The organism is Arthrobacter sp. (assembly GCF_048266065.1).
Classification (GTDB): Bacteria; Actinomycetota; Actinomycetes; order Actinomycetales; family Micrococcaceae; genus Arthrobacter_H.
The window spans coordinates 361,620-385,204 of sequence record NZ_JBLXAH010000004.1 but is presented as its reverse complement, the minus strand read 5'-3'; the positions used below and the strand labels follow the sequence as shown (position 1 = coordinate 385,204).

The following is a 23,585-nucleotide window of genomic DNA, read 5'->3' as shown; positions in this document are numbered from 1 at the left end:
GGACCCCAACGTCATGTACTACATCACCGTCTACAACGAGCCGATCCTGCAACCGGCCGAACCGAAGGACCTGGACGTCGAGGGCCTGCTCAAGGGCATCTACCTCCTCTCCCCGGCCACGGTCGACGGGCCCCGCACCCAACTACTGGCCTCCGGCGTCTCGGTCCCCTGGGCACTGGAAGCCCAGCAGATCCTCGCCGACGAGTGGGGGGTCTCCGCCGACGTCTGGTCCGTCACCAGCTGGACCGAACTACGCCGAGACGGCGTGGCCGCCGAGCGGGAGGCATTCCTGGATCCGGGAGCACCTGTGCGGCGCGCCTATCTCACCGAAAAGCTGGCCGATGCCCCCGGGCCGGTGATAGCCGTCTGCGATTACGCGAGCCAGGTCCCGGACCAGATCCGGCAGTTCGTCCCGAACGACTTCGCCACCCTCGGCGCGGACGGCTTCGGCTTCTCCGACACCCGCGCGGCGGCCCGTCGGTTCTTTGCCATCGACGCGCAGTCGATGGTCGTCCGCGCACTGCAGATGCTGGCGGCCCGCGGGGAGGTTGAGCATTCGATAGCTGTGGAGGCTTTCAAGAAATACCGGATCGACGACGTCAACGCGGCCGGATAGTTCCCACGCGCCAGCGGCGGCGGGTGCCGTCGCTGGCAGGGGGCGGAAGTGGGGGTCCCGCGCGGGTGTGTGCCCCCACGTCCGTGGCCACCAGAGAACACCACGGGCCGGCGAAGCGTTGGCTTCGCCGGCCCGTGGCGGCAGGTGGCCCGTGATGATTCCCGCGGCCGGCGCGGGGTGGCCGCTGGCTGCGGCTGGCGGTTCGGGCACCTTGGCCGCAGCCGGGCATCACCAGGGTGCATGCGTCGGCAGCAGGTCCGGGACAGGCCCGGACGGCGGGTGCGCCGAGGGCTACTTTCGGCGTGCGGAGGAGAAGAGGCGCGCCCAGAAGCTCCCTGGCGCGCGTTCACCACGCGTTGGCAGGACGAAATCGGGGTCGGCGCCGCCGACCGCGTAGAACGGCGCGGTCGTGTCATGCGGTGGCGTGGTCGCTGCGGGCCGGCCGTCGGCGTCTGGACGGGGTGCCTTGTCGAGAGTCGTCATGATGAATATCCTGTCTCGTTCTCTCGCATGGCGAGAAAACTTTATTGAGCTATGGAATTTAGTGTGACGTCTGGTTGCATCAAATACAAGGCCCCCTGGTGCTATTTTCCGGCCGGGGTGAATTCCGCCCGCCTCTTGACAGGTCCGGTGTGAGGTGGCTTACAGTGTGTCTGGAACAAAGATTCCACGATACAGAAGCATCGAATCAAGTTGGCGCGTCCCGCCGATGGTCAAGGGTGTCAGGCACTGCGGAAACGCAGCAGCGTGAAGGAGATGACCGCCATGGATTTGATGGATTTCAACCAGGCGACCGCACAGCGGGCCTCGGAGGCCATCCGTCCCTGCGTGGACATCGACCGCTGGGTCGACACCATTGTCGAATCCCGCCCGTATGGGACGGTCGAGGAGCTGCTGGCGACCGCACACTCTGCCGCGGCACCCTTTGAGGGCCATGAGGTCGACGCCGCACTGTCCCACCATCCCCGCATCGGCGAGAAGGCGGCCGGCCACTCCGCCGAGGCCGGCCTAAGCCGCGGGGAACAGTCCGGGCTGGCCGTTGACGCGGACATCACCGCCCGGCTCGCAGCGGCCAACGCCGACTATGAGGCCCGGTTCAACCGCGTCTTCCTCATTCGTGCCGCCGGGAGGACCTCGGCCGAGATCCTCGCCGAGCTCGACCGGCGCATGGAGAACACCCCGGAGCGGGAAGCGCAGGAGGTCGCCACCCAGCTGCGCGAAATCGCCCTGCTGCGCCTGCGCGGGATGCTCGCCGGCACCTGAGCAGCATCGCCGTCGTACTTTCTGATTTCCCGCGGGCAGAGCCGCGAACCACGCCACCATCCCAGGAGCAGCAGATGAACGCACCGCAACATCGCAGCCACATCACCACCCATGTACTCGACACCGGGACCGGGAGGCCCGCCTCCGGTGTCAAGGCCACGCTGGAGGCCAAGACGGCCACCGGCTGGCAGGAACTCGGATCAGGCACCACCGACGGCGATGGCCGGATCGGCGGCCTGGGCCCGACACAGGTTGAACCAGGCCACTACCGGATCACTTTCGACACCGGTGCCTATTTCGGGACGAAGGGCACGGAAACCTTCTTCCCCGAGGTCGTACTCGGCTTCAGCGTCGCCGACGCCAGCGAGCACTACCACGTACCTCTGCTCATCAGCCCGTTTGCATATTCCACCTACCGAGGGAGCTAGAACCATGACCGCCACCGCAGCCGATACCGGCACGACGACGAACCACGGAACCAAGATCGTGCTGGCCAAGAACCAGTACGGCAAGGCCGAGGTCCGCCTGGTGAAGATCACCCGCGACACCGCACGCCACCAGATCGAGGACCTCAACGTCACCTCCCAGCTGCACGGCGACTTCGAGGCCGCGCACACCGAGGGCGACAACGCCCACGTGGTGCCCACCGACACCCAGAAGAACACCGTCTTCGGGCTGGCCCGTGAGGGCGTCGGTTCGCCCGAGGCGTTCCTGGTCCGCCTGGGTGAGCACTTCACCGGCAGCTTCGACTGGGTCACCGGGGGCCGCTGGGCCGCCGAACAGTACACCTGGGACCGCATCGAGGACCACGACCACGCCTTCTCGCGGAACATGAGCGAGGTCCGGACCGCCGTCCTGGAGATTGCCGATGGGCGCCAGGACATCCTGGCCGGGCTCAGCGGACTGACCGTGCTGAAATCCACCGGCAGCGAGTTCCACGGCTTCCCGGTCGACCAGTACACGACCCTGCAGGAAACCACCGAGCGGATCCTGGCCACCGACGTCAATGCCCGGTGGCGCTACAACTCCGATGCCGTGGCCGCCGGGGACCTGGACTACAACGCCATCTACGCCTCGGTGCGCACCCAGCTGCTCCGTGGCTTCGCGAACACGCATTCGCTGGCCCTGCAGCAGACGATGTTCGAAATGGGCCGGCTGGTCCTGGAGGCGCATCCGGAGATCGAGGAGATCCGGATGTCCCTGCCGAACAAGCACCACTTCCTGGTGGACCTGGAGCCGTTCGGGCAGGACAACCCGCATGAGGTGTTCTTCGCCGCCGACCGCCCGTACGGGCTGATCGAGGCGACCATCCAGCGCGAGGGCGTGGCGCCTACGCATCCGATCTGGGAGAACGCCGCAGGCTTCTGCTAGGCCGCACCCCCGGGGCGCCCGCGCGAGAGCGCGGGCGTCCTCTTTCCCCCACCGTCCCTTGAGGAGGTCGGCCGTGAAGGCTGCACAACGTCGAAACCGTCGAACCACCGGCACCCCGCCACGTCCCGAGGACGAGCGCCTCCCGTGGGGCAAGACCCTGGCCTACGGGTTCCAGCATGTCCTGACCATGTATGGCGGCATCATCGCGCCGCCGCTGATCATCGGAGCCGCGGCGGGCCTGGACACCGCAGACCAGGCGATGCTGGTGGCCTGTTGCCTGTTTGTCGGTGGGCTGGCCACCATCCTGCAAACGCTGGGTATCCCGTTCTTCGGTGCCCAACTCCCGCTGATCCAGGGGACCTCGTTCGCCTCGGTGGCCACCCTGGTGGCCATCGTCAACGGCGACGGCGGCATCCAGGCCGTGTTCGGCTCCGTCCTGGCCGCCGCCGTCATCGGATTCCTGGTCGCCCCGTTCTTCGCCCGGATCGTCCGCTTCTTCCCGCCGGTGGTCACCGGGATCGTCATCACCATGATCGGCCTGTCCCTGACCCCGGTGGCCGCCAACTGGGCCATGGGCGGTGACGAAAAGGCCGACGGGTACGGGGGACTGGCGAACATCGGGCTGGCCGCCTTCACGCTGGTGCTGGTGCTGCTGCTGAGCAAGGTCGGCAACGCCGCGATCTCCCGCCTGTCCATCCTGCTGGCCATCGTCATCGGCACGCTCGTCGCCTGGGCGTTGGGCATGGCCGACTTCTCCTCGGTGGGCCACGGTCCGATCTTCGCTCTGCCCCAACCCCTGGCGTTCGGGGCCCCGGTCTTCGAGATCGGCGGCATCATCTCCATGACGATCGTCGTGATGGTCATCCTCACCGAGACGACTGCCGACATCCTGGCCATCGGCGAGATCTCCGGGAGCAAAGTCGACAAGAAACGCATCGCCAACGGACTGCGCGCCGACATGGTCTCCAGCATCGCCGCTCCGCTGCTGAACACCTTCACGCAAAGCGCCTTCGCCCAGAACGTCGGCCTCGTGGCCATCACCGGCATCAAGAGCCGCTTCGTGGTCACCGCCGGCGGAGGGATCCTCGTGGTGCTGGGACTGCTGCCCATCCTCGGCCGCGTCGTCGCCGCTGTGCCCACACCCGTGCTGGGCGGCGCAGGCATCGTGCTGTTCGGGACCGTCGCCGCCAGCGGCATCCGCACGCTGTCCAAGGTCAGGTACGACCAGGGCATGAACATGATCATCGTCTCGGCATCGTTGGCCTTCGGCATGGTCCCGATCGTCATGCCCGAGTTCTACTCCGGATTCCCCGTCTGGCTCTCGACGATCCTGCACTCGGGCATCAGCTCGGCCGCCATCATGGCCGTTGCCCTGAACCTGCTCTTCAACGAGCTGAAATTCGGCAACCCCAAGAAGCACGCTTCGGTCTTCGTGGCCTCGCCGCCGCGGATGGTGCGCCGGGACCAGCTGTGGGGATTGCGTGACGGCGACCGTCTGGATGACGGCAAGGTCGTGGACGCCGATGGCGAGGAGGTTCCGGTGGTCACCGCGGAGCAGTACACCGTGGCCCTGGCCGAACACGTCAAGGCCTGCGAAGCCGCCGGCATCTGCGCCGAACTGCCGGAGGGCCTGGAGCCCCACGCCGTGCTGCAGGCTGCGCAATCGGTCCCGTCTGCCGCGAAGGACTGAACGGCGTTCCCGTGGGCCCGGGGGCTCCCGGATGCAGCGAACGGCTCCCCGGACAACCGGGGAGCCGTTCGCATCGCCTGGATCCGCGCGGCGGCCCCTACTCCTGGGCTCCGGTCAGCGCCTCGGAGATGATGCGGGTGGCTTCGGTCAGCGCGGGGATCGCCCGCTCGGCCAACGAGTCGTCCACCCGGGTGACCGGGCCGGAGATGGAGACCGCCATGGGGGTCGGCGCTCCGGGAACGGCCATGGCAAAGCACCGCACGCCCACTTCCTGTTCCTCCTCGTCCACGGCGAAACCCACGCTGCGGATCTTCTCGATTTCATCATGCAGGGCGGGCAACGAGGTGATCGCATTCGGGGTCGGCCCGGGCATGCCAGCCTGTCCGACGAGCCGATCGATGCGTGCATCGTCCAAGACCGAGAGGATGGCCTTGCCGGCACCCGTATTGTGCAGACCGGCCCGGCGCCCGACCTCGGTGAACATGCGCATGCTGTGGGGGGAGGGGGCCTGGCTGACGTAGGTGATCTTGTCGCCGTCGAGCACCGCCAGGTTGGCCGACTCGCCGAGCTGCTGCACCAGCTGGCGCAGCAACGGCGAGGCCACCGCGCCGAGCTGGCGGTTCGCCACCTCGCCCAGGCGGATCAGGCGCGGCCCGAGGGCGTAGCGGCGGTTCGGCAGCTGGCGGACGTAGCCAATCCCCACGAGCGTGCGCAGCAACCGGTGGATCGTCGGCAGCGGCAGTGGCGTCTCCTGGGACAGCTCGCTCAGCGTGCATTCCCCACCGGCCCGTGCAATGAGTTCGAGCAGCTCGAAGGCGCGCTCGACGGACTGGACGCCGTTGGCGGGTTTGGCAGGCATGGGATCTCCTGGGTTCGGACGACGACTGCGGTCGTCGGCGGTTCGTGAAGGGGCAATTGCTCGCCACACTACCGGAATCGGGGAACGCTTTTCCGTCAGGCGAGAACAGCGCATGAAAAATTGTCGAAATTTCTCGCGCTGAGCGGTTGCTTTTCCATTCTTCAAATAATAATGTCCACTATACGGAAACAAAATCTCACGACGACGGCCCGCCGTTCACCGATCAACAGGAGGAATCGCATGGCGAATCCCAGCCCCGGATATTCACTGACACTTCGCGTCGAGACCCCGGCGACGTTCACGGCAACCAGTGAACTGGCCGCTGCCGTCGGGGCGGCCGGCGGATCCATCACGGCACTGGATGTCACCGAATCGACCCACCTTTCGATGGTCGTGGACGTCAGCTGTAACACCACCGACGCAGCCCACGGGGAACGGGTCCGCACCGCACTGGACGCCCTCGAGGACGTCACGGTCCGCAAGGTCAGCGACCGCACCTTCCTGATGCACCTCGGCGGCAAGCTCGAGGTCACCCCCAAGGTCCCGCTGCGCAACCGCGACGACCTCTCCCGTGCCTACACCCCCGGCGTCGCCCGCGTCTGCCAGGCGATCGCCGAGAACCCGGCCGACGCCCGGCGCCTGACCATCAAGCGCAACACCATCGCCGTCGTCACCGACGGATCCGCGGTGCTCGGCCTGGGCAACATCGGCCCGGAAGCGGCGTTGCCGGTCATGGAAGGCAAGGCGGCACTGTTCAAGCAATTCGCCGACGTCGACGCCTGGCCCGTCTGCCTCGCGACCCAGGACACCGACGCGATCGTGGACATCGTCAAGGCGATCGCCCCCGTCTACGGTGGCGTCAACCTCGAGGACATCGCGGCACCGCGCTGTTTCGAGATCGAGGCCCGGCTGCGTGAGGAACTGGACATCCCCGTCTTCCACGATGACCAGCACGGCACCGCGATCGTGACCCTGGCCGCCTTGGAGAACGCGCTGAAGGTCGTGGGCAAGACCATGGACCAGGTCCGCATCGTCGTCTCCGGCGTCGGCGCCGCCGGCAACGCGATCGTGCAGTTGCTGCTGGCCCGCGGAGCCACCAACATCATCGCCTGCGGACGCAACGGGGCGATCTCGCGTGCGGACGCGCACACCGAAGGCCACCGTGCCTGGCTGGCCGAGAACACCAACCCCGACAACTTCAGCGGAACGCTGCACGAGGCCCTGGTCGGCAGCGATGTCTTCATCGGCGTCTCGGCGCCGGGGATCATCACGGGTGAGCACGTCGCGACCATGGCCGATGACGCCATCGTCTTCGCCATGGCCAATCCCGACCCCGAGGTCGATCCGATCGAGGCCGGCCGCCACGCTGCCGTGGTCGCCACCGGACGCAGCGACTTCCCCAACCAGATCAACAACGTCCTGGCCTTCCCCGGGTTCTTCCGTGGCCTGCTCGACGCCGGAGCCGTGGACATCATCCCGGAGATGCTGGTCGCCGCCGCCGAGGCCATTGCCGCCCGCGTCTCGCCGGAGGAACTGAACCCCGGCTACATCATCCCGAGCGTCTTCGACCCGCACGTCGCCGCAGACGTCGCCGAGGCCGTTGCCGCCGCCGCCCGCACCAGCACGAAGTAAGGACAGCCACCATGAGCATCACCCTGACCCACACGCCCCGCGTCGCCGGGGCCGAAGAGATCCTCACCGACGAGGCCCTGGCCTTCGTCGAGCGGCTGCACCAGCGGTTCACGGGCACCCGTGACGCCCTGCTCGCGGCCCGTGCCTCAAGCCGCCGCGCCGCATCGGCCAGCGGCACCATGGACTTCCAGCCCGAGACCGCCGACGTGCGCTCCGGCGACTGGAGGGTCGCCGAGGCCCCGGAGAAGCTGCGCGACCGCCGCGTGGAGATCACCGGCCCCGCCAGCCCGGCCAAGATGGCGATCAACGCCCTGAACTCCGGCGCCAAGGTCTGGCTGGCCGACCTGGAGGACGCTTCCACCCCGACCTGGCACAACGTGGTCGACGCCCTGGCCAACCTGGGTGCGGCGGCACGCGGCACGCTGTCCTTCCGGTCCCCGGAGGGCAAGGAATACACGCTGCGCCAGGATGCGCCACTGGCCACCGTCGTCGTGCGGCCCCGAGGCTGGCACCTGCCCGAGGCCAACGTGCTCATCGACGGCAAGCCCGCCGTCGGGGCGCTGGTGGACTTCGGCCTGCACTTCTTCCACAACGCGGCCCACCTGGCCGCCTCGGGTGACGGCCCCTTCTACTACCTGCCGAAGCTGGAATCACACCTCGAGGCCCGATTGTGGAACAACGTGTTCACCTTCGCGCAGAACGAATTGGGCATCCCGCACGGCACCGTCCGCGCCACGGTGCTCATCGAGACCATCCCCGCCGCCTTCGAGATGGACGAGATCCTCTACGAGCTGCGCGAGCACGCCTCCGGCCTGAACGCCGGCCGCTGGGACTACCTGTTCAGCATGATCAAGTACTTCCGCGAGGCCGGGCCGAAGTTCACGATGCCCGACCGCGCCGACGTCGCCATGACGGCCCCCATGATGCGCGCGTACACCGATCTGCTGGTGGCTACATGCCACAAGCGCGGTGCGTTCGCCATGGGCGGCATGGCCGCGGTGATCCCCAACCGCCGCGAACCCGAGGTCACCGCGGCTGCCTTCGAGAAGGTCCACGCCGACAAGGCGCGTGAGGCAGGCGACGGGTTCGACGGCTCCTGGGTCGCCCACCCGGACCTGGTCTCGGTCTGCGAGGAGGAATTCACTGCAGTGCTGGGCGAGAAGCCCAACCAGCTGGAGAGGCAGCGCCCGGAGGTCGCCGTGACCTCGCAGATGCTCCTCGACGTCGAGTCGGCCCCCGGGGCCGTCACCGAGGCCGGCGTGCACGCCAACCTCTATGTCGCCGTCGCCTACACCGCCGTCTGGCTCTCCGGCAACGGCGCCGTGGCGATCCACAACCTCATGGAGGACGCCGCCACCGCCGAGATCTCCCGCTCGCAGGTCTGGCAGCAGATCCGCAACCAGGTCGTCGCCGAGGACACCGGCAACACGATCACCGCCGAGCTCGCCGCCACCATCCTGGCCGAGGAGGTCGAGCGGCTGCGCGCCGAGGTCGACAATGCGGAGGCGTTCGCCAGCTACTACCAGCCGGCCGCCGAGCTGATCGGGCGTCTGGTCACCGGCCGCGAGGAGGACTTCGAGGATTTCCTGACCCTGCCCGCCTACCGGCTGCTCTCCACCGAACTGGTGAAGCCATGAGTGGCGGGACCGTGCTCGACGACGGGGCCCGCTCCGCCGTGGAGGTGCGGCTGGCCGCCACCGACCGGCTGCTCGCCCGCGCCTACCCCGGCGCGTCGCCGGCCCGCCAGCCGATCCACACCGCCTACGTCCCCGCCGACGCCTTCACCGCCGACCTGGCCGCCGACTGGGGCCGCCGGGCCCTGGAGGCCGCCGCGGCCGCCGGTGGCGTGGCAGCCCTGGCCCGCGAGATCGGCGTCGACGTCGCCGCCGACCTGGTCGAGGCCAAGCTCGCCGCCGAACCGATCGAGGACCTGCGCCTGGACTTCGAGGACGGCTACGGCAACCGTCCCGACGCGGAGGAGGACGCCGACGCCGTCCGCGTCGGCCACGAGGTCAACCGCGCCGTCGCCGCCGGCACCGCCCCGCCGTTCATCGGGATCCGGTTCAAGTGCCTCGAGGCGCCCACCCGGGCCCGCGGCCTGCGCACGCTGGACCTGTTCATCGGCGCCCTAATGGAGAGCGGTGGCCTGCCCGACGGGCTCGTCCTCACCCTGCCCAAGGTCAGCACCGTCGCCCAGGTCGAGGCCATGGTCTACGTCTGCGAACGCCTCGAGGCGGCGCACCGGCTCGCGCCGAAGCGGCTGCGCTTCGAGGTCCAGATGGAGACCCCGCAGCTGATTCTCGGCGCCGACGGCACGGTGCCCTGTGCGCAGGTCATCCACGCCGGTGCGGGCCGGGTGACGTCGCTGCACTACGGCACCTACGACTACTCGGCCTCCCTGGGCATCGCCGCCGCCTACCAGTCCATGGAGCACCCCGCCGCCGACTACGCAAAGTCGGTCATGCAGGTCGCCGTGGCCGGGACCGGCGTCCACCTCTCCGACGGATCCACCAACATCCTGCCGGTGGGGGATCCGGAGCACGTGTTGGAGGCCTGGAAGCTCCACGCTCGGCTGGTCCGCCGCCATCTGGAACGCGGGATCTACCAGGGCTGGGATCTGCATCCGGCCCAGCTGCCGACCCGCTACCTGGCCACGTACGCGTTCTACCGCGACGGATTCGCCGCAGCGGCGGCCCGCCTGCGCAACTACGTGCACCGCATCGAATCCTCGATCATGGACGAACCCGCCACCGCGAAGGCGCTTGCCGACTTCATCCACCGGGGCCTGGCCTGCGGCGCCCTGACGGCGCCGGAGGTCGAATCCGCGGTGCAGATCGACGTCGAGGCGCTGCGCACCCTGGCCCTCGGCCGCCCCATGCAACCAGCAAAGGAATCCCATGTCTGAGACCAGCGTTGCCCGCGCAACGGCAGCATCGTCGTCGTACTCCGGGGCCCAGGGTGGACACCCGCCGCAGACGGACCTGCTCACCGACCGGGCCGTCGTCACCGAGGCCTACACTGTCATCCCGCGCGGTGTCCTGCGGGACATCGTCACCTCGGTGTTGCCCGAATGGACCGGAACGCGGGCGTGGGTGCTCAACCGCCCGGTCGCCGGCGGCGCCACCACGTTCTCCCAGACGATCCTGGAGGTCGCGGCCGGCGGGGGATCCGGGCATCCTGAACCGCAGCCGGAGGTGGAGGGCTTCCTGTTCGTGATGGAGGGCGAGCTCAAGCTCGTCATCGACGGCGAACAGCACGTGCTGTCCCCGGGCGGCTTCGCGTTCGTCCCCGCGGGGACCACCTGGAGTGCGCAGAACGACGGCGTCGACCCCACCCAGTTCCACTGGATCCGCAAGCGCTACCAGCCACTTCCCGGGCACACAGCCCGCGTGGTGGTCGGCAACGAACGCGACCTCACCCCGGGCGCGATGCCCGGCACGGAGAACAAGTGGCGCACCACCCGCATGCTGGATCCGCAGGATCTGGCGTTCGACATGCACGTGAACATCGTGACGTTCGAACCCGGGGCCTCGATCCCGTTCGCCGAAACCCACGTGATGGAACACGGCCTCTACGTGCTCGAGGGCAAGGCGGTCTACCGGCTCAACGCGGACTGGGTCGAGGTGGAGGCCGGCGACTACATGTCACTGCGCGCCTTCTGCCCGCAGGCCTGCTACGCCGGCGGACCGTCGAACTTCCGCTACCTGCTCTACAAGGACGTCAACCGCCAGGTGGTGCTCTAAGGCCCGGTTCTCCCGACACTGCACGACGGCGGCACCGCGGTGGCCGGGCCACCTCCTCTGGGAGGTGGCCCGGCTTCCTGGGGTTCATCGACCGCAAGGAGGACTCCCGCATCCATCGAGCGCGGTGGCGACCCCAAACTGTCGAGCAGGTCGCGGACGTCCTGCTCCGGCTCTCCGCTGTCCGCCGTGCCAGGTTCGGGATCTAATCTCGAACCCGAAACCACAGTTGCCCATGGGGCCGACTGTTAGTTGGAATGAGCGGAAGACGCGCAGTGCAGTTGGGAATTTTTCCCGGACGTGTTCGCCCTCCGACGCATCAAGGACCAGGTCCATCAGTCGTGACACCTCCGTCACGCTTTCGTCGTGTCCGGACAACTGCGGAGGAACGCGACCGGCACCGGCCGGAACGGGTTCGTCTCTGTGAGAGGCATTTATGTCCTTTTCTATGCTCGTATAAGAGAAAACTCATATGGATTCATCAACCCATGCAAGGTTCCGGCTCTTGATGGTGCCCCTTCGGGGCGTCTGCGCCAGTGACCGGCACCAGACGCCTGGATTCCGTTCGTCGAGGTGAAGAACGGCGACTACCTGTCACTGCCCGCCCACTGCCCGCAGGCCCGTGACGCCGGCGAGGGTGGGCCGAGCCCGTGTGCAAGAGCCATTCGAGGCCGTCCGGACTGTGGAAGCGTCGGAGGCCCCACCGGCGACCCGGTACCCGTCCCTGGGCAACGGCCGCGGGAACGCACCGTCAGTGGGCGCCATCCGATGTCCTGGGCTTCCCCATCCCTGCTTCCCGTCGAACGGAAAGGCATTCAGGGCCACGCAATCGAAGTAGCACCTCCGAACCGCCTGCCGCCGATGGCCCGCCTCTTGACAGCGGCCCGAGTCACTTCTAATGTTTTCAGTGTGCAGAAGAAAACTTCCACGATTCGGAATCAACTGCTTCGAAAGGACCGTGCGATGTCGTACACCGTGAACTGCTCCATCCTGTTGACCGAGCTGCCGCTGCTCGAGCGACCTGCAGCGGCCAAGAAGGCGGGCTTCGACCACGTCGAGTTCTGGTGGCCCTTCGCCGAGGCCGTCCCGTCCGACGCGGACGTGAAGGCCTTCACCACGGCCCTCGCCGACGCCGGCGTGCAGCTGACCGGCCTGAACTTCCTGGCCGGTGACATGCCGGCCGGTGACCGCGGCCTGGTCTCCTGGACCGGCCGTGACGCCGAATTCCGCGACAACATCGACGTCGTCGCGGCCATCGGCGAGGCCACCGGTTGCCGCGGCTTCAACGCCCTCTACGGCAACCGCCAGGACGGCGTCGAGCCCGCGGCCCAGGACGAGCTCGCGGTCGAGAACCTCGTCGCAGCGGCCCGCGGTATCGAACGGATCGGCGGAACCGTCCTGCTGGAGCCGGTCTCCGGCGCCCCGGCCTACCCGCTGAAGACCGCGGCCGACGCGCTGGCGGTCATCGACAAGACCACTACGGCCGGCGTGGACAACGTCAAGCTGCTCGCCGACTTCTACCACCTGGCCGTCAACGGCGACGACGTGGACGCCGTCATCGAGGCCCACGCCCACGACTTCGGACACATCCAGATCGCCGACAACCCAGGACGTGGCGCCCCCGGAAGCGGCGAACTGCCGCTGGGCGAATGGATCACCCGCAGCCGCGAACGCGGCTACCACGGCCCGATCGGACTCGAATACAAGGCAGCAGCCGAGACGGCCTTCGACTGGCTCATCCGCCAGCCCGCCTAGCCCCGGCGCATCCCCACCCACGACTTCCCCAGGAGCACCACATGAGCACCACGAACATCGCCTTCATCGGCCTCGGCATCATGGGCCTGCCCATGGCCAAGAACCTCGCAGCCGCGGGCTTCCACGTCACCGGCTACAACCGCAGCCCCGACAAGGCAGCCGACCTGGCGGCCCACGGGGGGCACGCAGCGGCGAACATCGCCGAAGCCGTCGCCGACGCCGACGTCATCATCACCATGGTTCCCGATTCCCCGGACGTTGAAGGTGTCGTCACCGGCGAGAACGGCGTCTTCGCCCACGCGAAGGACGGTGCGCTGTGGATCGACAACTCCACGATCCGTCCCGACGTCGCCGTCGCACTCGCCGACGAGGCCCGCGCCGCTGGCCTGCGGCCGCTGGACGGGCCCGTCTCCGGCGGAGAACAGGGGGCCATCGACGCCGCACTATCGATCATGGTCGGCGGCGACGCCGCCGATTTCGCGGACGCCTCACCGGTCCTGGAGGCCATCGGCAAGACCATTGTCCACGTCGGCCCCTCCGGCTCCGGGCAGACCGTCAAGGCAGCCAACCAGCTCATCGTCGCCGCCAACATCCAGGCCCTGGGCGAGGCCGTTGTCTTCCTCGAGGCCTACGGCGTCGACACGACAGCCGCCCTCCAGGTCCTGGGCGGCGGGCTGGCCGGCTCCAAGGTGCTGGACCAGAAGGGCCAGAAGATCCTGGACCGCAACTTCGACCCCGGCTTCCGCCTCGCCCTGCACCACAAGGACATGGGCATCGTCACCGCCGCCGCCCGCGAGGCCGGCGTCGTCCTCCCGCTGGGGGCACTCGTCGCCCAGCTGGTCGCCTCCACCGTCGCCACCGGCGACGGCGCACTGGACCACTCGGGGCTCTTCCGCGGAGTCGAACGCCTCTCCGGGACCACCAGCACGACGCCGGAACCGGCTCCCGCCGCCGGCTGACCCCACCCACGGGTCCAGCCACACCAGACCCGGCCGCCGGTACCCGTATTCGGCCCGTACCGGCGGCCGTACCACTTCACACCCTTTTCCAGCCCGCCCAGCGGGCCTCCCCAAGGAGAACACCATGACCACCATGCGCACCGTGGACGCCGTCGTCCTCATCCTCGAGAAGGAACGTGCCACCGAGGCCTTCGGGCTGCCCGGTGCCGCCATCAACCCGCTGTATTCGGCCATGAAGGCCCACGGCGGCATCCGCCACACGCTGGCCCGCCACGTCGAGGGCGCCTCCCACATGGCCGACGGGTACTCCCGGGCCGCCGCCGGGAACATCGGCGTCTGCCTGGGCACCTCGGGCCCCGCAGGAACCGACATGATCACCGGGCTCTACGCCGCCTGGGCCGACTCCGTGCCGATCCTGTGCATCACCGGCCAGGCCCCGGTGGCGAAACTGCACAAGGAGGACTTCCAGGCCGTCGACATCGAGACGATCGCCCGCCCGCTGACCAAACTGGCCTCCACCGTCCTGGAGCCCGGCCAGGTCCCGGGTACCTTCCAGAAGGCGTTCCAGCTGATGCGCACCGGACGTCCGGGCCCGGTGCTGATCGACCTGCCGATCGACGTGCAGATGGCCCAGATCGAGTTCGACATCGACGCCTACGAACCCCTCGAGGTCTCCAAGCCGCGCGCCAGCCGTGCCCAGGCGGACAAGATCCTGGACCTGCTCACCGCCTCGGCGCACCCACTGATCGTGGCCGGCGGCGGCATCATCAATGCCGACGCCTCCGATGCCCTGGTCCGCCTCGCCGAACTGCTCAACGTCCCGGTCGTCCCGACCCTGATGGGCTGGGGTGCCATCCCCGATGACCACCGCCTGATGGCCGGCATGGTCGGCCTGCAGACCCACCACCGCTACGGCAACGCCAACTTCCTGGACTCGGACTTCGTCCTGGGCATCGGCAACCGCTGGGCCAACCGCCACACCGGCGGACTGGACACCTATCGCGGCACCCGCACGTTCGTGCACGTGGACATCGAGCCCACCCAGATCGGCCGCGTCTTCTCCCCGGACCTGGGCGTGGTCTCCGACGCCGGGGCGGCCCTGGAGATCCTGCTCGAGGTCGCCGCCGAGCGCCGCGACGCCGGCACCCTGCCGGACTACGCCGCCTGGGCCGACACGACCACTGCGCGCAAGGGCGAGGGCCACCGCAAGACCAACTTCGACAACGTGCCGATCAAGCCGCAGCGCGTCTACCAGGAGATGAACACCGCCTTCGGGCAGGACACCACCTACGTCTCCACGATCGGGTTGAGCCAGATCGCCGGCGCCCAGATGCTCCACGTGTTCGGCCCCCGCCGCTGGATCAACGCCGGGCAGGCCGGGCCCCTGGGCTGGACCGGCCCCGCGGCCCTGGGAGTGGTGCGCGGCAAGCCCGGCCAGAAGGTCGTCGCCCTCTCCGGGGACTACGATTTCCAGTTCATGATCGAGGAGCTCGCGGTCGGCGCCCAGTTCAAGCTGCCCTACATCCACGTGGTGGTCAACAACTCCTACCTGGGCCTGATCCGCCAATCCCAGCGGGGCTTCGAGATGGATTACCACGTCTCCCTGGCCTTCGACAACGTGAACTCACCGGAGACCGAGGGGTATGGTGTGGATCACGTCAAGGTGGCCGAGGGGCTGGGCTGCAAGGCGGTCCGCGTCACGGATCCCGAGAAGTTGGCCGACGGTTTCGCCGAGGCGGGCCGGTTGGCCGAGGAGTTCTCCGTCCCGGTGGTCGTCGAGGTCATCCTGGAGCGGATCACGAACATCTCCATGGGCACCGAACTGGACAACGTCAACGAGTTCGAGGACCTGGCGGTGGACGCCGCCGACGCGCCCACCTCCCTGGTCCCGCTGGCGGCAACACCGACCCCGGTGCCCGTCGGCGCCACCGCCTAGCGCCGGCACCACGGCAGGATCAGCAGCACACACGAAGGAGTGGAAGCCATGGGAACCAGCCCCCGCAACATGACCACCGCCGGCAGCACCGCAGCGGTCGGCACCACAGGAACCCATGACCTGGTGGTGCGCGGTGAACGCGTCGCCCTGCCCGGTGGCATCGGCCCGGCCGAGGTGGGCATCAGCGGGGGGAAGATCACCGCCGTCGTGCCCCTGGGGGAGGGGCTGGACGGAGCCGAGGTCATCGACCTGGCGGACGGCCAGGTGCTGATCCCCGGGCTCGTGGACACGCATGTGCACGTCAACGAGCCCGGTCGCACCGAGTGGGAGGGCTTCGACTCGGCCACCCGTGCCGCTGCTGCCGGCGGGGTGACCACGTTGATCGACATGCCGTTGAACTCGATCCCGCCCACGGTCGACGTGGCGGCGCTCGAGCTCAAACGCGAGGTCGCCGCCGGCCAGGCCCATATCGACGTCGGCTTCTGGGGCGGCGCGATCCCGGGCAACCGGGACCAGCTGCGCCGGCTCCACGACGAGGGCGTCTACGGCTTCAAGTGCTTCCTGCTGCACTCCGGCGTCGACGAGTTCCCCGCCCTGGAGCCGGACGAGATGGAGGCGGACATGGCCGAACTGGCCGGATTCGACGCTCTGATGATCGTCCACGCCGAGGACGCCCACACCATCGACACCGCGCCGCAGAAGGGCGGCCGCGCCTATTCGGACTTCCTGGCCTCCCGTCCGCGCGGTGCCGAGAACCTGGCGATCCAGCGCGTCATCGACGCCGCCCGGCGCACCGGTGCCCGCGCCCACATCCTGCACCTGTCCTCCTCCGACTCGCTGCCGGTGATCGCCGCGGCGAAGGCGGAGGGGATCCGGCTGACCGTGGAGACGTGCCCGCACTACCTCACGCTGCTCTCCGAGGAGATCGAGGACGGCGCCACCGCCTTCAAGTGCTGCCCGCCGATCCGCGAGGACGCCAACCGCGAACTGCTCTGGCAGGGCCTCATCGACGGGACCATCGACTTCATCGTCTCGGACCACTCGCCCTCCACCGTTGACCTCAAGGAGGTCGAATCCGGGGACTTCGGCACAGCCTGGGGCGGGGTTGCCTCACTCCAACTGGGGCTTTCGCTGATCTGGACCGAGGCACGACGGCGGGGCGTCACCCTGGAAACGGTGCTGGACTGGATGTCCCGCCATCCGGCCGACCTGGCCGGGCTGGACGCCAAGGGCCGGCTCGAGGTCGGCGCTGACGCCGACTTCGCGCTGTTCTCCCCGGAGGACACCTACACGGTGGACGTCGGGTCGCTGCACCACCGCAACCCGATCTCCCCGTACCAGGGCAAGGAACTCTCCGGCACCATCTCCGGAACGTATGTTCGGGGCACACGGGTTGACTTCACCACCCCGCGGGGGCGGCTGCTGCGCCGCGGCGAGCGGTAGCAGCCGGGGCTGGATGACGCGTCCCGCGACGAGCACGATGATGGCGAGCAGCGGGATGAGCCCCTGTTTCAGGGCCGCGGACCGTTTGCCGGGGGAGGAGAGGAACAGCACCGCAGCGGCGGCGACCATGGAACCGGCACCCGCATAGACCAGGGCCAGGCCTGCCCCTTCGTGCCCCGAAGCCGTCAGCACGATCCCGATCGCCGCCACCACGCCCAGGAAGAGGTTGTAGAACCCCTGGTTGAAGGCCAGCTCCCGGGTGGCAGCAGCCTCCTCGCGGGTGGTCCCGAACACCGCGCGGGCCCGCGTCGTCCAGACCAGGGACTCCAGGTAGAAGATGTATACGTGCAGCAAGGCCGCGAGGGCGGCGAGCACCAAACCGGTGGTGGACATGCGGATTCCTTCGCGACGTGTGGCAGGAATCCACACAGTACCCTCCCGGGCCGCGACGGCGGCGTGGCTCAGGGCAGGAGCTCCAGCAGGTCCCGGGCGACGGCATCCATTCGCCCCGCGAACTGGTGGCCCCCCGATTCATGTGTCCGGACCGCCGCCGACGGCAGCAAGGCGGCGTGCCGGGCCAGGTGCCCGACGGGGACCACGTCGTCGTCGCGGCAGTGGGCGAGCAGGATCGGGACCTCGGCGGGGAGCCGGGCGGATGAGGGCAGAGCGTAGTCCTCGACATCCCACCCGTCGGGACCCCAGAACGGCATGGCCAGCAGGACCAGTGCCCGCGGGGGCGGTGCGGTGGCCTCCTCGGCCAGGTCCAACAGCGCGATGGAGGCGCCGAACGAATGGGCGATGACTGCCACGTCCGCGCCCATCGTCGCGCGGTGCCGGCGCATCGCCCCCCGCCAGGCGTCCACTGACATGTCCTCGGCGGGCAGGCGGGCCATGGACACCCCGGTGCCGAGGGCCCGGCGCAGCTGCGCCGCCATCGGCTGGTCCGCAACCCGGCCGCCGGCCCCATGCATGAAGAGGATCTCCATGGCCCGATGGCCCCCGGGCGCGGCTAGACCCCGAGTTCTTCGCGCAGGCGGGCGACGTGGCCCTGGGCGTTGACGTTGTATTCGGCGGACTTCACCGTGCCATCGGGGTTCACGACGATCGTCGAACGCAGCGTGCCGGTGTGGACCGTGCCGCCGAATTCCTTGTCGCCGTAGGCGCCGTAGGCCTTGGCCGTCTCGTGCCCCGGGTCGGAGAGCAGCGGGAACGTCAGGGACTCGTCGGCCGCGAAGGCCTGGAGGTCCTCCAGCGGGTCGGAGGAGATACCGACGACGTCGTAGCCGGCCGCTGCCAGGGAGGAGAGGTTGTCGCGGAAATCGCAGGCCTCGGTGGTGCAGCCCGGGGTGGCGGCCTTCGGGTAGAAGTACACGACGACGGAGCGGCCGGCGAAGCCGGCCAGGCTGACGGTGTTGCCCCGGGCGTCGGACAGGCTGAACGCCGGTGCCTGCTGTCCGGGCTTCAGGGGGGTGCTGGTCTCGGTCATGTCGACTCCTCGAATTGTCGGATGGTGATATCTGTTTTCCAGTATACGAATACAACGGGTGTTCGGTAGGGGTTCACCCAAAATCATCCCCACGACGGATTGAATTGTCCGAATCGCGGAGTAGGGTTTTTAGTGCCCCGGACGGCTGCAGCCGTCCGGGCCGTACCCCGCCGACGCGATCCAGCCACCGGTGGGGCTTGCCCCGAAGGACCTTTCTGCATGCTGTTGCGCCTCATCCTCAAGTACTCCAAACCCTACGTCCCGTGGATCATCGCGGTGCTGGTCTTCCAGCTTGCCACGACCATGGCCACGTTGTTCCTCCCCAGCCTCAATGCACGCATCATCGACGACGGCGTGACCAAGGGTGACACCGACTTCATCTGGCACACCGGCGGCATCATGCTCGCCGTGGCGTTCATCCAGGTGCTCACCGCGGTGGCAGCCGTCTACTTCGGCGCCAGGACCTCCATGGCCGTCGGCCGGGACATCCGCCGCGGCGTCTTCCATTCGGTCGCCGGTTTCTCCGCCCGGGAGGTCAACCAGTTCGGGGCGCCGACGCTGATCACCCGCGGAACCAACGACGTCCAACAGGTCCAGATGCTGGTGCTGATGGGCTTGAACTTCATGGTGTCGGCCCCCATCATGTGCGTGGGCGGCATCATCATGGCCCTGCGCGAGGATGCCGGGCTCTCCTGGCTCGTCTGGGTCTCGGTCCCGTTCCTGGTCATCATCGTCGGCATCCTCATCCGCTTCCTCATGCCGCTGTTCCGCCTCATGCAGGAGCGGATCGACAAGATCAACGGCGTGCTGCGCGAACAGATCATCGGCATCCGCGTGGTGCGCGCCTTCGTGCGTGAACCGTATGAGACCGAGCGCTTCCACACCGCCAACGAACGCCTGACCGAGGTCGGGGTGAAGGTGGGCCAGCTCTTCGTGCTCATGTTCCCGCTCATCGGCATGATCCTGCACCTGGCCACCGCAGCGGTGCTCTGGTTCGGTGGACACCGCGTTGCCGACGGGAACATGGAGGTCGGCTCGCTGACCGCCTTCCTGCAGTACCTGCTGCAGATCCTCATGGCCGTCATGATGGGCACGTTCATGGCCATGATGATCCCGCGCGCCGCGGTCTGCGCCGAACGCATCGACGAGGTCCTGAAGGTCGAGCCCTCGCTGCGCGACCCCGAGACACCGCTGGTCGACGCCCCGCTGCGCGGCGTCGTCGAATTCCGCGGTGTCTCCTTCGGCTATCCCGGCGCCGAGGAGCCGGTGCTGAAGAACCTGGACTTCACCGCCGAACCGGGCCGGATGACGGCCATCATCGGCTCCACCGGTGCCGGCAAGACCACTTTGCTGAACCTGATTCCGCGGCTGTACGACGCCGATGCCGGCGAGGTGCTCATCGACGGCGTCCCGGTTCCGCACCTGACCCGCGACCAGCTCTCCGAGCGGATCGCCACCGTGCCGCAACGGCCGTACCTGTTTTCCGGCACGGTGGCCTCCAACCTGCGCTTCGGCGCCGAGGACGCAACCGATGACCAGCTGTGGGAGGCGCTGCGCATCGCCCAGGCAGACGACTTCGTCCGGGCCAAGGAAGGAGCACTCGACTCCGCGATCGCCCAGGGCGGAACGAACGTCTCCGGCGGCCAGCGCCAACGCCTCTGCATCGCCCGGGCCCTGGCGGCGCAGCCCAAGGTCTACCTCTTCGACGACTCGTTCTCCGCACTGGATGTCTCCACCGATGCCCGCCTGCGGGCGGCATTGAAGGGGACCACGCGGGATGCGACGGTCATCGTCGTCGCCCAGCGCGTCTCCACCATCATCGACGCCGACCAGATCCTGGTGCTCGACGACGGGGAGATCGTGGACCGTGGCACGCACGAGCAGCTGTTGGAAACCTCGGCCACCTACCAGGAAATCGTCGAATCCCAGATCAGCGCGGAGGAGGTGGCCTAGATGGCGGACAAGAACCCGACCACCGAGGTCGAAGCGACCGAGGACTTCGCCGACATGTCGATGGACGACGGATTCGGCGGACAGCAATCGGTCCGCAAGGCCAAGCACTTCTGGCCCTCCGCCAAGCGCCTCGTGGGGCTGCTGGCCCCCGAAAAGGCGGGCATCGCCGTCGTGCTGGTGTTCGTCGCCGCCGGCGTGGTGCTCAACGTCATCGCCCCGAAGATCCTCGGCAAAGCCATGGACGTCATCTTCTCCGGCGTCATCGGCTCCCAGATGCCGGCCGGAGCCTCCAAGGACCAGGTCATCCAGGGGCTGCGGGCGCAGGGCCAGACGGATCTGGCCGACATGCTGGGCCGGATGAACCTGGTCCCGGGCGTCGGCATCGACTTCCACGAACTGGGCATCATCATCTCGATCGTGCTGGCCATGTACTTCGTGTCCAACGTGTTCATGTGGGCGCAGGGCTACCTGCTGAACAAGCTCGTCATGCGCGTGGTCTACAAGCTGCGCAAGGACGTCGAGGACAAGCTCAACCGGCTGCCGCTGAACTACTTCGACACCCGCCAGCGCGGCGACCTGCTCTCGCGGGTGACCAACGACGTGGACAACATCCAGACAGCGCTGCAGCAGGCGTTCTCCCAGCTGATCCAGTCGCTGCTGACCGTCATCGGCATCGTCATCATGATGTTCATCGTGTCCTGGCAGCTGGCCCTGATCGCCCTCATCGCGTTGCCGCTCTCCGGGGTCGCAGCGGCGGTCATCGGCGGCAAGGCCCAGGGCCTGTTCGCCGCCCAGTGGAAGTCCACCGGGTCGCTGAACGGGCAGATCGAGGAGTCCTTCTCCGGGCATGACCTGATGAAGGTCTTCGGCCGCGAAGACGACTCGGTGGCCCGGTTCGACGAGCGCAATGAGGAACTCTACAAGGCCTCCTTCGGCGCCCAGTTCGTCTCCGGCACCATCTTCCCGGTCATGCAGTTCATCTCCTACCTGGCCTACGTGGGCATCGCCGTCGTCGGCGGATTGCGCGTGGCCTCCGGGCAGATGAGCCTGGGCGACGCGACGGCGTTCATCCAGTACTCGCGCGAGTTCACGCAGCCGCTGGGCCAGATCGCCGGCATGGCGAACCAGGTCCAGTCCGGTGTGGCCTCGGCCGAGCGCACCTTCGAACTGCTCGACGCCGACGAACAGGACCCCGAGACCGCGACGGCCCACCTGGCCGCCCGGACCGAGGGCCACGTCGAGTTCAACGGCGTCACGTTCTCCTACGACCCGGCCAAGCCGCTCATCGAGGACCTCTCCTTCGAGGCGCACCCCGGCCACACGGTGGCGATCGTCGGACCCACGGGCGCCGGCAAGACCACGCTGGTGAACCTCGTGATGCGCTTCTACGAGCTCGACGGCGGGAACATCACCCTGGACGGGGTGGACATCACCGCCCTCTCGCGTGCAGAACTGCGCTCGAAGGTCGGCATGGTCCTGCAGGATGCGTGGCTGTTCAACGGCTCCATCATGGACAACATCCGCTACGGCCGGCTCGACGCCACCGACGAGGAGGTCCACGAGGCGGCCCGCGCCACCTACGTCGACCGCTTCGTCAAGGCGCTGCCCGACGGCTACGACTCGGTCATCGACGACGAGGGCACCAACGTCTCGGCCGGCGAGAAGCAGCTGATCACCATCGCCCGGGCGTTTTTGGCCAACCCCTCGCTGCTCATCCTCGACGAGGCCACCTCCTCGGTCGACACGCGCACCGAGGTCCTGGTCCAGCACGCCATGGCGGCGCTGCGCACCGACCGGACGAGCTTCGTGATCGCCCACCGCCTCTCCACCATCCGCGACGCGGACACCATCCTGGTGATGGAGGCCGGGCGGATCGTCGAACAGGGCAACCACGAGGCGCTGTTGGAGGCCCGTGGCGCCTACCACCGGCTCTACATGTCCCAGTTCGCCGGCCCCGCCGAGGACCCGGATGCCGAGGCCGATGCGGACGCCGCGGCGGCTCCGCCGGCCGGCGTGGCCGCGGGGATGATCGCCGATGACGAGGGTCCGGCGGCCGACGCCGACGGGCCGTCGTCTCCCGGAACGGCCACCTGAGCCACGGCCACCGAACGCGCCCGCCGCACCACCCGAACATGCCGCCAACGGCATGGACGGGTCCACGGCGGGTGCGTTCTGCCGTTCACGGCAGCTGCCGGTAGTCTCGGCGGATGACGAAGACTCCGGCACCCCGCCCTCCCCGCCTGCCCGCCTTCGACGCACCGGCGGGCCGCCCGTCGGGGGACCTGACGGCAGTGGATCTTGACGGGCGCAGCGACGGGCTGCTCTTCGAGGCGGACGACGCCGACGGGCAGGATCTGCAGGACACTGTCTTCACCGACTGCACCCTGCGCAGGGTCTCCCTGGAGGGGGCCGACCTGGACCGGGCCACGTTCGGCAACTGCTCGATCACAGATCTCTCGGCCGCCTCGCTGCGGGCCTCCGACAGCGGGTGGTGGAACACCCGGCTCGAGCGCACACGCATCGGATCGGCCGAACTCCATGGAGCCAACGTCCGGGCCGTGATGTTCGACGGCGGGAAGCTGGACCTGGTGAACCTGCGCGGGGCCAAGCTGCGTGATGTCCTCTTCCGTTCGCTGATCATCGACGAGCTCGACCTCGGGGACGTCCAGGCCGAACGGGTCGCCTTCGAGGACTGCCGCATCGGCATGCTCGCCCTGCACGGGGCGCGGCTCAAGGACGTCGACCTGCGGGGCGCCTCCCTGGCCGGATTGGCCGGGGTGGCGGGATTGCGGGGCGCGACGATCGGCGAACTCCAGCTCCAGGATCTGGCACCCCTGCTGGCGCACGAGGCGGGACTGCGGGTCCTCTAGCGTTCGCTAGGC

General features: G+C 68.4%; 20 protein-coding genes and 1 pseudogene. 16 read left to right on the top strand and 5 right to left on the bottom strand.

Annotated features, from left to right (window positions below):
- Window positions 1–616: transketolase-like TK C-terminal-containing protein (locus tag ACN0TP_RS09250; RefSeq protein ID WP_417218553.1), on the top strand; the 616-nt coding region annotated here is incomplete at its 5' end.
- A gap of 291 nt (window positions 617–907) precedes the next feature.
- Here ACN0TP_RS09250 and ACN0TP_RS09245 read toward each other — a convergent pair.
- Complete coding sequence (locus ACN0TP_RS09245; protein ID WP_417218552.1) at window positions 908–1,099, bottom strand: hypothetical protein; 192 nt, start codon at window positions 1,097–1,099, stop codon at window positions 908–910.
- 282 nt (window positions 1,100–1,381) lie between these two features.
- On the opposite strand from ACN0TP_RS09245, the gene uraD reads away from it, so the two are divergent.
- The 4 genes from uraD (at window position 1,382) to ACN0TP_RS09225 (ending at window position 4,940) form a co-directional block, all read left to right on the top strand.
- On the top strand, window positions 1,382–1,879 hold the full coding sequence (uraD, locus tag ACN0TP_RS09240) for a 2-oxo-4-hydroxy-4-carboxy-5-ureidoimidazoline decarboxylase (protein ID WP_417218551.1): 498 nt from the start codon (window positions 1,382–1,384) through the stop codon (window positions 1,877–1,879).
- 74 nt (window positions 1,880–1,953) lie between these two features.
- On the top strand, window positions 1,954–2,307 hold the full coding sequence (uraH, locus tag ACN0TP_RS09235) for a hydroxyisourate hydrolase (RefSeq protein WP_417218550.1): 354 nt from the start codon (window positions 1,954–1,956) through the stop codon (window positions 2,305–2,307).
- Between the two features lie 4 nt (window positions 2,308–2,311).
- Window positions 2,312–3,250 carry a factor-independent urate hydroxylase gene (gene pucL, locus ACN0TP_RS09230; RefSeq protein ID WP_417218549.1) on the top strand — a complete coding sequence of 313 codons (939 nt, stop codon included), beginning with the start codon at window positions 2,312–2,314 and terminating at the stop codon, window positions 3,248–3,250.
- A 73-nt stretch (window positions 3,251–3,323) separates the two neighbouring features.
- Window positions 3,324–4,940 (top strand): nucleobase:cation symporter-2 family protein, encoded by a 1,617-nt coding sequence (locus ACN0TP_RS09225; RefSeq protein ID WP_417218548.1) that lies wholly within the window; start codon window positions 3,324–3,326, stop codon window positions 4,938–4,940.
- Between the two features lie 97 nt (window positions 4,941–5,037).
- Here ACN0TP_RS09225 and ACN0TP_RS09220 read toward each other — a convergent pair whose 3' ends face one another.
- Complete coding sequence (locus ACN0TP_RS09220; protein ID WP_417218547.1) at window positions 5,038–5,799, bottom strand: IclR family transcriptional regulator; 762 nt, start codon at window positions 5,797–5,799, stop codon at window positions 5,038–5,040.
- A 240-nt stretch (window positions 5,800–6,039) separates the two neighbouring features.
- On the opposite strand from ACN0TP_RS09220, the gene ACN0TP_RS09215 reads away from it, so the two are divergent.
- The 8 genes from ACN0TP_RS09215 to allB all read left to right on the top strand — a co-directional run bounded on the left by ACN0TP_RS09215 (window position 6,040) and on the right by allB (window position 17,264).
- Window positions 6,040–7,431 carry an NAD-dependent malic enzyme gene (locus ACN0TP_RS09215; RefSeq protein WP_417218546.1) on the top strand — a complete coding sequence of 464 codons (1,392 nt, stop codon included), beginning with the start codon at window positions 6,040–6,042 and terminating at the stop codon, window positions 7,429–7,431.
- An 11-nt stretch (window positions 7,432–7,442) separates the two neighbouring features.
- Window positions 7,443–9,068: a malate synthase A gene (gene aceB, locus ACN0TP_RS09210; protein WP_417218545.1), complete on the top strand. Its 1,626-nt coding sequence runs from the start codon at window positions 7,443–7,445 to the stop codon at window positions 9,066–9,068.
- Window positions 9,065–10,336 (top strand): DUF6986 family protein, encoded by a 1,272-nt coding sequence (locus ACN0TP_RS09205; RefSeq protein WP_417218544.1) that lies wholly within the window; start codon window positions 9,065–9,067, stop codon window positions 10,334–10,336. Before aceB ends, ACN0TP_RS09205 begins: the two co-directional genes overlap by 4 nt.
- The gene (locus tag ACN0TP_RS09200; protein ID WP_417218543.1) at window positions 10,329–11,174 is read left to right on the top strand and encodes a bifunctional allantoicase/(S)-ureidoglycine aminohydrolase; all 846 of its coding nucleotides are present in this window, start codon (window positions 10,329–10,331) and stop codon (window positions 11,172–11,174) included. Before ACN0TP_RS09205 ends, ACN0TP_RS09200 begins: the two co-directional genes overlap by 8 nt.
- A 960-nt stretch (window positions 11,175–12,134) precedes the next feature.
- Entirely contained in the window at window positions 12,135–12,926 is a 792-nt protein-coding gene (locus tag ACN0TP_RS09195) for a hydroxypyruvate isomerase family protein (protein WP_417218542.1), read from the top strand.
- Window positions 12,927–12,967: 41 nt separating this feature from the next.
- Window positions 12,968–13,885: a 2-hydroxy-3-oxopropionate reductase gene (locus tag ACN0TP_RS09190; protein ID WP_417218541.1), complete on the top strand. Its 918-nt coding sequence runs from the start codon at window positions 12,968–12,970 to the stop codon at window positions 13,883–13,885.
- Window positions 13,886–14,009: 124 nt separating this feature from the next.
- Window positions 14,010–15,821, top strand: a complete 1,812-nt coding sequence (gene gcl, locus ACN0TP_RS09185) for a glyoxylate carboligase (RefSeq protein ID WP_417218540.1) — start codon at window positions 14,010–14,012, stop codon at window positions 15,819–15,821.
- 69 nt (window positions 15,822–15,890) lie between these two features.
- Window positions 15,891–17,264, top strand: coding sequence for an allantoinase AllB (allB, locus tag ACN0TP_RS09180; protein WP_417218565.1), 1,374 nt, complete (start codon window positions 15,891–15,893; stop codon window positions 17,262–17,264).
- Between the two features lie 42 nt (window positions 17,265–17,306).
- On the opposite strand, the pseudogene ACN0TP_RS09175 reads toward allB, so the two are convergent.
- The 3 genes and pseudogenes from ACN0TP_RS09175 to bcp form a co-directional block, all read right to left on the bottom strand.
- Window positions 17,307–17,657, bottom strand: a pseudogene (locus ACN0TP_RS09175) (DUF1304 domain-containing protein); the annotation flags it as partial.
- Window positions 17,658–17,725: 68 nt separating this feature from the next.
- On the bottom strand, window positions 17,726–18,250 hold the full coding sequence (locus ACN0TP_RS09170; protein WP_417218539.1) for an alpha/beta hydrolase: 525 nt from the start codon (window positions 18,248–18,250) through the stop codon (window positions 17,726–17,728).
- Between the two features lie 23 nt (window positions 18,251–18,273).
- The gene (bcp, locus tag ACN0TP_RS09165; RefSeq protein WP_417218538.1) at window positions 18,274–18,750 is read right to left on the bottom strand and encodes a thioredoxin-dependent thiol peroxidase; all 477 of its coding nucleotides are present in this window, start codon (window positions 18,748–18,750) and stop codon (window positions 18,274–18,276) included.
- 219 nt (window positions 18,751–18,969) lie between these two features.
- On the opposite strand from bcp, the gene ACN0TP_RS09160 reads away from it, so the two are divergent.
- The 3 genes from ACN0TP_RS09160 to ACN0TP_RS09150 all read left to right on the top strand — a co-directional run bounded on the left by ACN0TP_RS09160 (window position 18,970) and on the right by ACN0TP_RS09150 (window position 23,573).
- Window positions 18,970–20,703, top strand: a complete 1,734-nt coding sequence (locus tag ACN0TP_RS09160) for an ABC transporter ATP-binding protein (RefSeq protein ID WP_417218537.1) — start codon at window positions 18,970–18,972, stop codon at window positions 20,701–20,703.
- A 54-nt stretch (window positions 20,704–20,757) separates the two neighbouring features.
- Window positions 20,758–22,797 (top strand): ABC transporter ATP-binding protein, encoded by a 2,040-nt coding sequence (locus tag ACN0TP_RS09155; RefSeq protein ID WP_417218564.1) that lies wholly within the window; start codon window positions 20,758–20,760, stop codon window positions 22,795–22,797.
- Window positions 22,798–22,910: 113 nt separating this feature from the next.
- Window positions 22,911–23,573, top strand: a complete 663-nt coding sequence (locus ACN0TP_RS09150) for a pentapeptide repeat-containing protein (RefSeq protein ID WP_417218536.1) — start codon at window positions 22,911–22,913, stop codon at window positions 23,571–23,573.
- Window positions 23,574–23,585 lie beyond the last annotated feature (12 nt).